The organism is Streptomyces boncukensis (assembly GCF_011045075.1).
Taxonomy (GTDB): Bacteria; Actinomycetota; Actinomycetes; order Streptomycetales; family Streptomycetaceae; genus Streptomyces; species Streptomyces boncukensis.
On record NZ_JAAKZZ010000236.1, the window covers coordinates 1 to 11,203 of the forward strand.

Sequence of the window (11,203 nt, forward strand, 5' to 3'; positions counted from 1 at the left end):
GGCGGCCACCCCCTGCCGCACCAGCCCGGCGTCCGTGATGTGGTCCAGATGCACCGCTATGCCCGTGCGGGCCGCCTCGGCGAGGGCGAGGGCGGCGCGGGCGAGGGGCAGCAGACTGCCGTGATAGCGCACGCAGTTCTCGCTGATCTGGAGGATCAGCGGAGTCCCCGTCCGGTCGGCGGCGGCGACGAGCGCCTCCGCCGTCTCCAGATGGATGACGTTGAACGCCGGGGCGCCGACACCCGACGCCCGTGCGTCGGCGACGATCGAGGCAGTGGAGACGAGGGGCATGGCCGAACCTCTCTTGCGGGGACAGCAGCCTGTCGGGACGAGCGGGACGCGGGCGGGCGGGACGTGGGCGGACGGGCAGCGGACCGGATGGTGGACCGGGTCAGGAGCCGGAGGGAAGCATCACCGAGCGGGTGAGGCTGCGGGGGCGGTCCGGATCGAGCCCCCGCGCCCGCGCCCGCTCCAGCGCGATCCGCTGCACCAGCACCAGATCGGCGAGCGGATCGCGGTCGTGGCGGACGAAGGACGCGCCCGTGCGGACCACGTCCTCCTCCAGCCCCTCCGGGGACTCGCCGAACAGCCAGGTGACCCGGCCGGGGGCGGCTATGGATATCGGCCCGTGGCGGTACTCCATCGCGGGATAGGACTCCGTCCAGCTCTGGGCCGCCTCCCGCATCTTCAGCGCGGCCTCGTGCGCCAGCCCGACCGTCCACCCGGTGCCCAGGAAGGTGAACTGCCCGGCGTCCGTCCACTCCGGCGCCACCGGGGCGGCCAGCGCCTCCTCCGCGTCCCGCACGGCGCCGGTGAGGTCCTCGCCGAGGTGGGCGCGCAGCAGGGCGAGGGCGCTCGTCGCGAACCGGGTCTGCACCACCGAGCGCTCATCCGCGAAGGGGAGCGCCACCGTGCGGTCCGAGAGCCGGGTGGCCGGGGTGTCGGCGTCACCGAGGAGGGTGACGGTGGGGATCCGGCCGCGCACCGCCTCCAGCACGCGCAGCACCTCCGTCGTGGTGCCGGAGCGGGTGAGGGCCAGCACCGCGTCGTACTCCCGCGCGCGGCCGAGGAGCGCTTCCGACGCGGCGAACGCGTCCGTGAGGCCCTGCCCCGAGCTCTCGCGCAGCGCGGCGTACGACTGCGCCATGAACCACGACGTGCCGCAGCCGACCACCGCGAGGCGCGCGCCCGCCTCCGGAAGCGCGCCGCCCGCTCCCGCGGCCGCCACATCCGCCGCCTGCCGCCAGGTCCCGGGCTGACTGCGCAGCTCCTCCTCCGTATACGCGGCCTGGGACATCAGCGGTCTCCCCTCACTGCACGAAGATGAGTGAAATACTTTATCTTCAATCAACTTTACGCAGAGCGGCCCCGGCGTGTCCAGAGGGTTCGCGGAGCGGCGCGAGCGGGGAAGGGCTCAACGGGCCGTCCGGCGGCAGGGCTTGTGGAAACTGGAACCCGTTCTTAGCATTCCTGGTGTTACATCAGTTGTGTCACAGCGGCTTGGGGGCGCGATGACGGCAGCGGGAGAGGCAGCGGGGCCCCTGGCCGGGGTGCGGGTCGTGGAGCTGGCCGGGATCGGCCCCGGCCCGTTCGCCGCGATGACGCTCGCCGACCTCGGCGCCGACGTCGTGCGCGTGGACCGCCCCGGCGGCCCCGGCCTCGCGGTGCCGCCGGAGTACGACATCACCAACCGGAACAAGCGGTCGGTGGTCCTCGACCTCAAGGAGCCCGCGGGGTCCGGCACCGCGCTGCGCCTCGTGGAGCGCGCCGACGTGCTCGTGGAGGGCTACCGGCCCGGCGTCGCCGAGCGGCTCGGCCTCGGCCCCGACGCCTGCCTGGCCCGCAACCCCCGGCTGGTCTACGGCCGGATGACCGGATGGGGCCAGCACGGCCCGCTGGCCCCCCGCGCCGGTCACGACATCGGCTACATCGCCGTCACCGGCGCCCTCGGTATGACCGGCCCCGCCGAAGGGCCGCCGGTCGCCCCCGCCAACCTCCTGGGCGACTACGCGGGCGGCTCGCTCTACCTCGTCATCGGCGTCCTCGCCGCCCTGCAGCACGCCCGCGCCACGGGCGCCGGGCAGGTCGTGGACGCGGCGATCGTCGACGGCACCAGCCATCTCACCGCCATGATCCGGGCGCTGCTCGCGGCCGGGAGCTGGCGGGACCGGCGCGAGGCCAACCTGCTGGACGGCGGCTGCCCGTTCTACGGCACATACGCCACAGCGGACGGCGGCTATATGGCCGTCGGCGCGCTGGAGCCCAAGTTCTACGCGGAGTTCATCCGCATACTCGGCCTCGCCGGCGAGGCGCCGCCACGCGAGGACCCCGCCGCCTGGGGCGCGCTGCGTGAGGCCGTCGCCGCCCGCTTCGCCTCCCGGACGCGCGCGGAGTGGACCGAGGAGTTCACGGGCTCGGACGCCTGTGTGGCCCCCGTGCTCTCCCTCACCGAGGCGCCCGGCCATCCGCACCTCGCCGCCCGTGGCACCTTCGTGGAGCGCGACGGGATCACCCAGCCGGCGCCCGCACCCCGCTTCTCCGCCACCCCGACCGCCGTCACCCGACCGCCCGCGCGCCCCGGGGCGCACACCGCCGAGGTCGCCCGCGACTGGGACCTCCCCGAACTGTCCCCCGCGCGGGCCGGGGGAGAGCAGACCGCCCCATGAGCCGCCCCATGAAGCGCCAGATCTTCACCGAGGGCCGCGTCCAGACCGTCCACGGCGGCACGAGCGAGACCATGAAGGAGATCATCGGCCGCTCCCTGCTGAGCTGACCCCCGACCCGTCCGGCTGACCCTCCGGCACCGAGAAAGGCACTCCCGTGAGCACCGAAGCGTACGTCTACGACGCCGTTCGCACCCCGCGCGGGCGCGGCAAGGCGAGCGGCGCACTGCACGGCACCAAACCCGTCGACCTCGTCACCGGCCTGATCCACGCGCTGCGCGAGCGGAACCCGGACCTCGACCCCGCCGCCGTCGACGACATCGTGCTGGGCGTCGTCAGCCCCCTGGGCGACCAGGGGTCCGACATCGCGCGGATCGCCGCCATCGCCGCCGGGCTGCCGGACTCCGTCGCGGGCGTCCAGGAGAACCGCTTCTGCGCCTCGGGTCTGGAGGCGGTCAACATGGCGGCGATGAAGGTGCGCTCCGGCTGGGAGGACCTGGTGCTCGCGGGCGGCGTCGAGTCGATGTCGCGGGTGGCGATGGGCTCGGACGGCGGTGCCTGGTTCAACGACCCGCTGACCAACTACGAGCTCGGTTTCGTGCCGCAGGGCATCGGCGCCGACCTGATCGCCACCCTGGAGGGCTTCGGCCGCCGCGACGTGGACGAGTACGCGGCGCGCTCCCAGGAGCTGGCCGCCACCGCGTGGAAGGAGGGCCGCTTCGAGCGGTCCGTCGTGCCCGTGCGCGACCGCAACGGGCTGGTCGTCCTCGACCACGACGAGCACATCCGCCCCGGCACCACCCCGGAGACCCTCGCCGCGCTCAAGCCGTCCTTCGCCGCGATCGGCGACATGGGCGGGTTCGACGCCGTGGCGCTGCAGAAGTACCACTGGGTGGAGCGGATCGACCACGTCCACCACGCGGGAAACTCCTCCGGCATCGTGGACGGCTCGGCGCTGGTGGCCGTCGGCAGCGCCGAGGTGGGCGAGCGGTACGGGCTGACCCCGCGCGCCCGTATCGTCTCCGCCGCCGTCTCCGGCTCCGAGCCCACCATCATGCTCACCGGCCCCGCGCCCGCCACCCGCAAGGCGCTCGCTCGCGCGGGCCTCGGCATCGAGGACATCGACCTGGTCGAGATGAACGAGGCGTTCGCCGCTGTGGTGCTGCGCTTCGCGAAGGACCTGGACCTCCCGCTGGAGAAGGTGAACGTCAACGGCGGCGCCATCGCCATGGGCCACCCGCTGGGCGCCACGGGCGCGATGCTCCTCGGCACCGTGCTGGACGAGCTGGAGCGCCGCGAGCAGCGGTACGGGCTGGTCACGCTGTGCGTCGGGGGAGGGATGGGCATCGCGACCATCGTCGAGCGCCTCTGACCCGTCCGCCGACCGGCCCCGCCCCACCGCCCGCACCACACAGCCTACGGAGCACCTGCCATGACCCAGTCCTCGGCGTCCTCGGCGTCCTCGGCGTCCTCGGCGTCCTCGGCGTCCTCGGCGTCCTCGGCGTCCTCGGCCATCCGCTGGGACCAGGACGACACCGGAGTCGTCACCCTCACCCTCGACGACCCGGAGCAGTCGGCCAACACCATGAACGAGGCGTTCCTCGCCTCGCTCACCGCCACCGCCGACCGCCTGGAGGCCGAGCGCGACACCGTGCGCGGCGTCCTCGTCACCTCCGCCAAGAAGTCCTTCTTCGCCGGCGGCGACCTGCGCCTCCTCAGCCGGGCACGCCCGCGGGACGCCGAGGAGGTGTTCACGTACGGCATGCGCGTCAAGCGGGACCTGCGCCGTATCGAGACGCTCGGCGTCCCCGTCGCCGCCGCGCTGAACGGCACCGCGCTCGGCGGCGGCCTGGAGATCGCCCTCGCCTGCCACCACCGCGTCGCGCTGGACGCGCCCGGATCGAAGATCGGCTGCCCGGAGGCCACCTTCGGCCTGCTCCCCGGAGGCGGCGGCGTGGTCCGGACGGTCCGGCTGCTCGGCGTCGCCGACGCGCTGCTCAAGGTGCTGCTCCAGGGCCGGCAGTACGCCCCGGCCCGCGCCCGCGAGGTCGGGCTGGTGCACCAGGTGGTGGACAGCGCGGAGGAGATGCTGGCCGCCGCCCGCGCCTATATCGACGCGCACCCGGCCTCCCGCCAGCCCTGGGACGAGGAGGGGTACAGGATCCCGGGCGGCACCCCCGCGCACCCCGGGTTCGCCGCGAACCTGCCCGCGTTCCCCGCGAACCTCAAGAAGCAGACCAGCGGGGCCCCCTGCCCCGCGCAGCGCAACATCCTCGCGGCCGCCGTGGAGAGCTCGCAGGTCGACTTCGAGACCGCGCAGACCGTCGAGGCGCGGTACTTCGTCGAGCTGGTCACCGGCCAGGTCTCGAAGAACATGATCCAGGCGTTCTTCTTCGACCTCCAGGCCGTCAACCAGGGCCGCAGCCGCCCGCAGGGCTTCGAGGAGCGCCCGGTCGCGAAGGCGGCCGTGCTCGGTGCCGGGATGATGGGCGCCGGCATCGCCTACGCCTGCGCCAGGGCGGGCATCGAGGTCGTGCTCAAGGACGTCTCGCAAGAAGCCGCCGAGCAGGGCAAGGCGTACTCGGCCGGACTGCTGGAGAAGGCCCTCGCGCGCGGCAGGACCACCGAGGCGAAGCGGGACGCGCTGCTCGCCCGGATCACCCCCACCGCCGACCCGCGGGACCTCGCGGGCTGCGACGCCGTCATCGAGGCCGTCTTCGAGGACCCGGAGCTCAAGCACAAGGTCTTCCAGGAGGTGCAGGACGTCGTCGCGCCGGACGCGCTGCTGTGCTCCAACACCTCCACGCTCCCCATCACCGCCCTCGCCGAAGGCGTCACCCGCCGGCGGGACTTCATCGGGCTGCACTTCTTCTCGCCCGTCGACAAGATGCCGCTGGTCGAGATCATCAAGGGCGGGCAGACCGGGGACGAGGCGCTGGCCCGCGCCTTCGACCTGGTCCGCCGGATCAGGAAGACCCCGATCGTGGTGAACGACTCGCGCGGGTTCTTCACCTCGCGCGTCATCGGCCACTTCCTCAACGAGGGCGTCGCGCTGCTCGCCGAGGGCGTCGAGCCCGCGACCGTCGAGCAGGCGGCGGCCCAGGCCGGGTACCCGGCCAAGGTGCTCTCCCTGATGGACGAGCTGACCCTCACCCTGCCCCGCAGGATCCGCGACGAGACGCGGGCGGCACTGGCGGCGCAGGGGGTCGACCACCCCGCGCACCCGGCGGAGGCCGTCATCGACCGGATGGTCGAGGAGTTCGGGCGCACCGGCCGCAGCGGCGGCGCCGGCTTCTACGACTACGACGAGAACGGCGAGCGCACCCGGCTGTGGCCCGGCCTGCGCGAGCACTTCGGCGGCGGCAAGGACCCCGGCGTCCCGTTCGCGGACATGCAGGAGCGGATGCTCTTCGCCGAGGCGCTGGACACCGTCCGGCTCTTCGAGGAGGGCGTGCTCACCTCCGTCGCCGACGCCAACATCGGCTCCCTCCTGGGCATCGGCTTCCCGGCCTGGACCGGCGGCGTCATCCAGTACATCAACGGCTACCAGGGCGGCCCCGCCGGATTCGCCGCGCGCGCCCGCGAGCTGCGCGAGCGCTACGGCGACCGGTTCGCCGTCCCCGCGCTGCTCGCACACAAGGCGGAGCGGGGGGAGGACTTCACGGACTGACGGAGCCGGGGTCCGGGGCGCGTTCCGCCGGGAACGCGCCCCGCAGCTCCTCGCGCATGGACCGCTGGAAGGCCGTCACCAGCGCCTGCACCACCAGCGGCTGCATATGGGCCGACAGGGACTTCATCCGCTCCCGCCGCTCGGGGCCGGACTCGGACTCCCCGCAGGGCTCCCAGACCTCCGCCTTGAACAGCCGGCTCAGCTCCCGGGCCGCCGACCGGGTGTGCTCCATCATCACCTCGCGGGCCGCGAGGATCGCGCTCTGCGAGATGGGCACGTCCAGCAGCCGCACCCCCAGCTGCACCAGCGCCGGGTCCACCCGGAAGACCTCCGGGTCCCCGGTGCGCTCCAGCACGCCCATCGCCGCGAGCCGTTCGAGGTCGTCGTCGGTGAGCTTCCGGCCGACGCGGCCCTCCAGCTCCCCGCGCGCCGCCTCCTCGGCCTCCTCCGGCATCCAGGAGGCAACCACCGCGCGGTGGATGGCCAGGTCGCTGGCGCTGATGCCGTCCGGCAGCGCCTGCAGATAGCGCTCGATGGCGGCCAGCGTCATGCCCTGGGTCTGCAGCTCCTCTATCAGGGCCAGCCGGGAGAGGTGCGCCGAGCCGTACCGCCCGACCCTGCGGGGGCCGAGAGCGGGGGGCGGCAGCAGGCCGCGGGTGCTGTAGAAGCGGATCGTGCGCACGGTGACGCCCGCGCGGGCGGCCAGTTGGTCAACGGTCAGCTCGTCCATCGTCCGGCCCCTTCCCGGCTCCCCGCGTGTCGCGTACCCGTTCAACAGTATTGCTGTCTCACCAGGTGTGTGAAACCGCGCCACCGGTGCCGGGCGGGTGCGGCGGGGCTCTCAGCCCAGGCGGACCGGCAGTTCGTACAGCTCGTTCTGGGTGACAGCGGGCTTGTGGCGCAGGGTGGCCGGCGGGACGGCGAGGGCGAGGTCCGGGAAGCGCTCGTAGAGGGCCGGGAGGGCGACCAGGGCCTCCAGCCGGGACAGCGGGGCGCCCGGACACACATGCGGGCCGTGGCCGAACGAGAGGTGCCGGGCCGCGGGCCGGGTGACGTCGAACGCCGTGGCCGTGGGACCGTGCTGCGCCTCGTCCCGCCCGATCGCGCCGTACGCGACGATCACCCCGTCTCCCTTCCCGATCACCGTGCCGCCGACGTCGATGTCCTCGGTGGCGAACCGGATCAGGACGTGCGTCGTCGGCGGGTCCCAGCGCAGCGTCTCCTCGACGACCGCCTCCCAGCTCACGGCGCCGGAGCGGACCAGCGCGTACTGCTCCGGGTGGGCGCCCAGCGCGGCCACCGCGCTGACGATGAGGCTGATCGTGGTCTCATGTCCGGCGGTGATCAGCACCTGCACGGTGTTGATCACTTCCTCGTCCGTGAGCCGGTCGCCGTCCTCGGCGGCGGACAGCAGCGCGCTGGTGAGGTCGTCGCCGGGCGTCCGCTTCTTCTCCTCCAGCACCGCAGCGAAGATCGCCCCCAGCTCCTGAAGGATCTCCGGGACCCGCTCCGGGGGCGTCTGGCTGCTGAAGAAACCGTCGAAGAGCGTCCGCAGCCGCGGGATGCGGGCGGTGTCGATGCCGAGCAACTCCCCGATGACCGCCATCGGGAGCGGATAGGCGAACGTGCTTTTGAGGTCGACCCGGCCGTCCGGCCCGGCCGCCGCGGGCAGGCCGTCCAGCAGCTCCGCGGTGATCGCCTCGATGCGCGGGCGCATCGCCGCGACCCGGCGCGGGGTGAGGGCCTGCGCCGTGAGCGCCCGCAGCCTGCGGTGCTCGGGCCCGTCGAAGGTGAGCATGCTCGGGCCGGGATCGGCGAGCCCGATCAGCGGCCAGGTTCGCGGTATCTCGCCGCGCTGCCAGGCGGCCCAGTGCCCGATGTCCTTGACCAGCCTGCCGTCCGTGAGCAGCCGCCGGGCCTCCGCGTGCCGGGTGAGCGCCCACACCCGTACGCCCCCGGGGAGCTCCACGGGGGCCGCCGGGCCCGCGGCCCGCAGCCGGGCGCCCTCGGCGGCGAGGTCCCGCACCAGCGGGTCCAGCACGATCAGCTCGTCCGCTGCGGCCAGTGGACACGACGTCATCTGCTGCCTCCTGCTGCGGTGGTCGGGGTCGGCGTGAAGCGGACGGGGAGCGACGCCAGGCCGCGCAGCCAGGGGGAGGGGCGCCACACCAGCGCCCCGGCGCCGACCGCCAGGTCGACGTCGGGGAGCCGGTCGAGCAGCACCTCGATGCCGGTGCGGGCGATGCCCTCGGCGATGTCCTGCGCGGGATACGGGCAGCGGTGGTCGCCGTGCCCGAAGGAGAGGAAGGCGTTGTTGCCGCCCGTGAAGGCGTGCTGGTCGGGACGGACCTGGGGGTCGGCGTTGGCGGCGGCGAAGCTGAGCACGAGCAGATCCCCGCGGCGCACCCGGCGCCCGCCGAGCTGGGTGTCCCGGGTGGCCCAGCGGCCGGCGATGTTCTGGGTGGGGGTCTCCTCCCACAGCACCTCGTTCATGGCCTCCCCGACGCTGTGCCGGCCGCCGGAGAGCGAGGCGGCGAACCGGTCGTCGGTGAGCATCAGCCGCAGCGAGTTGCCGATCCAGTCGGCCGTCGGCTGATGGCCCGCGACGATGTTGACCATCATGTCCTCCAGGATCTCCTCGAAGGAGAAGCCCTCGGCGTGGTCGTGGTTCAGCATCCGGGACGCCACTCCGGCGCCGGGCAGCGCGCGCCGCGAGGTGAGCAGGGCGCTCATCGAGGACTGCACGTGGCTGCGCCCCTGCAGCGCGTCGGCGGTGCCGTCGACCAGCGCGTTGATGCTGGGGACGAGCGCCGCGCCCTCCTCGTCGGAGAAGCCGTAGAGCCGGGCGAGCACCAGTGCGGGCAGCGCCTTGGCGTACTCGCCCACCAGGTCGGCCTCGCCGCGCCCGCAGACCTGGTCGATCAGCCGGTCGGCGAACCGCTCGGCGTGGCCGCGCAGCTCGAACGGGTCCACCGCCGCCAGCGCGTCGCTGATCAGCGCCGAGCGGCGCTGGTGCCGTTCGCCCACCGTGTACAGGATCGAGGGCTGCTTGCCGACCATCGGCATCAGGGGCCAGTCCGGCGGGATCCGCTCCCACTGGTTCCACAGCCCCGAGTCGCGGCTGAACAGCGCCGGGTCGGAGGTGATCTGGTGCAGCTCGCGGTAGCCGAGCACCAGCCAGCCCGGTATGTCCCCGGGCAGCGTCACCGGCGCCAGCGGGCCGTGCTGTGCGCGCATCTCGCGGTAGAGCGCAGCGCGGTCGTCGTTCTGGAACCGCGGTCCCATGAGCGGAACGGCGTCCGGGTGCGGGTCGGTGTGCGCGGGGCACGCCGCGGTCGTACCGGCGCTCGCGGCCGGCTGGGCGGCCCCGGGGGCGGGGCTGTGCTGCTGAGGGGGTGTCACGACGAGGTCTCCGGCGCGTGGTGCGTAGTGGACTCGGTGGACTCGGTGGACAGGGCGTAGAGGTGGTGGACGAGGGCGATCAGGACGTCCCGGCTGGACTCCCGGGATCTGGCGTCGCAGTCGACGAGGGGGATGTCCGCGGGCAGGTCGAGCGCCTCGCGCACCTGCTCGGTCGTGTGCCGGGGGCCGCCGAAGTCGTTGCGGGCGACGATGAACGGCGTCCCGTGCGCCTCCAGCCGGTCGATGGCGTACCAGGAGTCCTCCAGGCGCCGGGTGTCGACCAGGACGACGGCGCCCAGCGTCCCCGAGAAGAGCCGGTCCCACAGGAACCAGAACCGCTCCTGGCCGGGCGCCCCGAACAGGTACAGCACCGTGCGGTCGTTGAGGCTGATCCGGCCGAAGTCGAAGGCGATGGTGGTCGTGGTCTTGCCCCGGACGCCGCTGAGGTCGTCCACGCCCTCCCCGGCGCGGGTCATGGTCTCCTCGGTGTTGAGCGGCCGGATGTCGCTGACGGAGCGGACCATGGTGGTCTTCCCGACCCCGAAGCCGCCCACGATCACGATCTTGAGCCCGTTCGCCGCCGAGCTGTGCAGCGGCGGCCGGGTGGCGGGCGCGGTGCCGTGCGCTGTGGTGCCTTCGGTGTCTCTGGTCGCTTCAGAGGTTGCGGAGTCCAACGAGCACCTGCTTCAGGATGTCGGGATCGGGGAGTGCGTCCGCGACGTCGGAGGTACGCGGATGACGAGCGGTGATCCTGCCGTCGGCCAGCAGGTCGCCCAGCAGGATGCGGACGACGCTCACCGGCAGGCCGAGGTCGGAGGCGAGCTCCACCACCGCCGTGGGGGAGCGGCAGATACGGAGGATGGACGCCAGCTCCGACTGCATGCCGGGGGTGGGCGCGGACTCGCTGACGACCAGCGTCACCAGGTCGAAGGTGTCCGCGCCCGTGCCGGACCGGCTCCGGCCGCCGGTCACGGTGTACAGCCGGTCCGGGTCCTCGTCCCGGCCCGGCCGGCTCATGCCCCGCCGCCCCCGGACTCGCGCGGCGGCGAGCTGAGGTACTCGCTCAACTGCTCGACCAGCTCGTTCATGTTGTGGCCGACGAGCCCGACGTCGGCGTCCTCGTCCGCGACGACGGCCAGGTGCGCGCCGTCCCCGGCCTCCACGACGAACAGGATGCCGCCGTAGAACTCCGCCATCGCCTGTCTGACCCCGCCGGTGCCGTCGCCGAACTCCACGGAGGCGCCGTGCGACAGGCTCTGGATGCCGGCCGAGATGGCGGCGAGCTGGTCGGCCTGATCGACGCTCAGCTCGGGGGTGCGGCACAGCTTGAGGCCGTCCCGGGACAGCACCAGGGCGTGGCGTGCGCCGGGCGTGCGCTCCAGGAGACTCTCCAGCAGCCAGTCGAGCTTGCTGTCAGTGATCATTCGTCGTCCTCCGGGAGGGGAGAGGCTGTCTCTTACACACATAT

Annotated in this window: 11 protein-coding genes; 3 read left to right on the forward strand and 8 right to left on the reverse strand. The window is 73.4% G+C overall.

Features of this window, described 5'->3' with window-relative positions; genetic code table 11:
• On the reverse strand, positions 1 to 291 hold a 291-nt coding region (locus G5C65_RS21160), incomplete at its 3' end, for a class II fructose-bisphosphate aldolase (RefSeq protein ID WP_165300469.1).
• A 100-nt stretch (positions 292 to 391) separates the two neighbouring features.
• A complete protein-coding gene (locus G5C65_RS21165) occupies positions 392 to 1,297 on the reverse strand; it encodes an SIS domain-containing protein (protein WP_165300470.1) in 906 nt (301 codons plus the stop codon).
• A gap of 214 nt (positions 1,298 to 1,511) precedes the next feature.
• Here G5C65_RS21165 and G5C65_RS21170 point away from each other — a divergent pair, with 214 nt between their 5' ends.
• From G5C65_RS21170 to G5C65_RS21180, 3 genes are all read left to right on the forward strand, one after another.
• Positions 1,512 to 2,666, forward strand: a complete 1,155-nt coding sequence (locus tag G5C65_RS21170; protein ID WP_165300471.1) for a CaiB/BaiF CoA transferase family protein — start codon at positions 1,512 to 1,514, stop codon at positions 2,664 to 2,666.
• Positions 2,667 to 2,820: 154 nt separating this feature from the next.
• Positions 2,821 to 4,035 carry an acetyl-CoA C-acetyltransferase gene (locus G5C65_RS21175; RefSeq protein WP_165300472.1) on the forward strand — a complete coding sequence of 405 codons (1,215 nt, stop codon included), beginning with the start codon at positions 2,821 to 2,823 and terminating at the stop codon, positions 4,033 to 4,035.
• A gap of 60 nt (positions 4,036 to 4,095) precedes the next feature.
• Entirely contained in the window at positions 4,096 to 6,333 is a 2,238-nt protein-coding gene (locus tag G5C65_RS21180; protein ID WP_165300473.1) for a 3-hydroxyacyl-CoA dehydrogenase NAD-binding domain-containing protein, read from the forward strand.
• Here G5C65_RS21180 and G5C65_RS21185 read toward each other — a convergent pair.
• The 6 genes from G5C65_RS21185 to G5C65_RS21210 all read right to left on the reverse strand — a co-directional run bounded on the left by G5C65_RS21185 (position 6,323) and on the right by G5C65_RS21210 (position 11,159).
• Positions 6,323 to 7,063, reverse strand: a complete 741-nt coding sequence (locus G5C65_RS21185) for a MerR family transcriptional regulator (protein WP_165300474.1) — start codon at positions 7,061 to 7,063, stop codon at positions 6,323 to 6,325. The two genes, G5C65_RS21180 and G5C65_RS21185, sit on opposite strands and share 11 nt — an antisense overlap.
• Positions 7,064 to 7,174: 111 nt before the next feature.
• Entirely contained in the window at positions 7,175 to 8,413 is a 1,239-nt protein-coding gene (locus tag G5C65_RS21190) for a cytochrome P450 family protein (RefSeq protein ID WP_165300475.1), read from the reverse strand.
• Positions 8,410 to 9,735 (reverse strand): cytochrome P450, encoded by a 1,326-nt coding sequence (locus tag G5C65_RS21195; protein WP_420903342.1) that lies wholly within the window; start codon positions 9,733 to 9,735, stop codon positions 8,410 to 8,412. The genes G5C65_RS21190 and G5C65_RS21195 overlap by 4 nt, the downstream gene beginning before the upstream one ends.
• Positions 9,732 to 10,409 carry a GTP-binding protein gene (locus G5C65_RS21200; RefSeq protein ID WP_420903343.1) on the reverse strand — a complete coding sequence of 226 codons (678 nt, stop codon included), beginning with the start codon at positions 10,407 to 10,409 and terminating at the stop codon, positions 9,732 to 9,734. Before G5C65_RS21200 ends, G5C65_RS21195 begins: the two co-directional genes overlap by 4 nt.
• Positions 10,390 to 10,752, reverse strand: coding sequence for a DUF742 domain-containing protein (locus G5C65_RS21205; RefSeq protein WP_165300476.1), 363 nt, complete (start codon positions 10,750 to 10,752; stop codon positions 10,390 to 10,392). Before G5C65_RS21205 ends, G5C65_RS21200 begins: the two co-directional genes overlap by 20 nt.
• Entirely contained in the window at positions 10,749 to 11,159 is a 411-nt protein-coding gene (locus tag G5C65_RS21210; protein WP_165300477.1) for a roadblock/LC7 domain-containing protein, read from the reverse strand. Before G5C65_RS21210 ends, G5C65_RS21205 begins: the two co-directional genes overlap by 4 nt.
• Positions 11,160 to 11,203: the final 44 nt, after the last annotated feature.

Coding starts and splice junctions, on each gene's coding strand:
- G5C65_RS21190 (WP_165300475.1), bottom strand. CDS start 8,413: ATGACGTCGTGTCCACTGGCCGCAGCGGACGAGCTGATCGTGCTGGAC.
- G5C65_RS21170 (WP_165300471.1), top strand. CDS start 1,512: ATGACGGCAGCGGGAGAGGCAGCGGGGCCCCTGGCCGGGGTGCGGGTC.
- G5C65_RS21205 (WP_165300476.1), bottom strand. CDS start 10,752: ATGAGCCGGCCGGGCCGGGACGAGGACCCGGACCGGCTGTACACCGTG.
- G5C65_RS21210 (WP_165300477.1), bottom strand. CDS start 11,159: ATGATCACTGACAGCAAGCTCGACTGGCTGCTGGAGAGTCTCCTGGAG.
- G5C65_RS21180 (WP_165300473.1), top strand. CDS start 4,096: ATGACCCAGTCCTCGGCGTCCTCGGCGTCCTCGGCGTCCTCGGCGTCC.
- G5C65_RS21185 (WP_165300474.1), bottom strand. CDS start 7,063: ATGGACGAGCTGACCGTTGACCAACTGGCCGCCCGCGCGGGCGTCACC.
- G5C65_RS21165 (WP_165300470.1), bottom strand. CDS start 1,297: ATGTCCCAGGCCGCGTATACGGAGGAGGAGCTGCGCAGTCAGCCCGGG.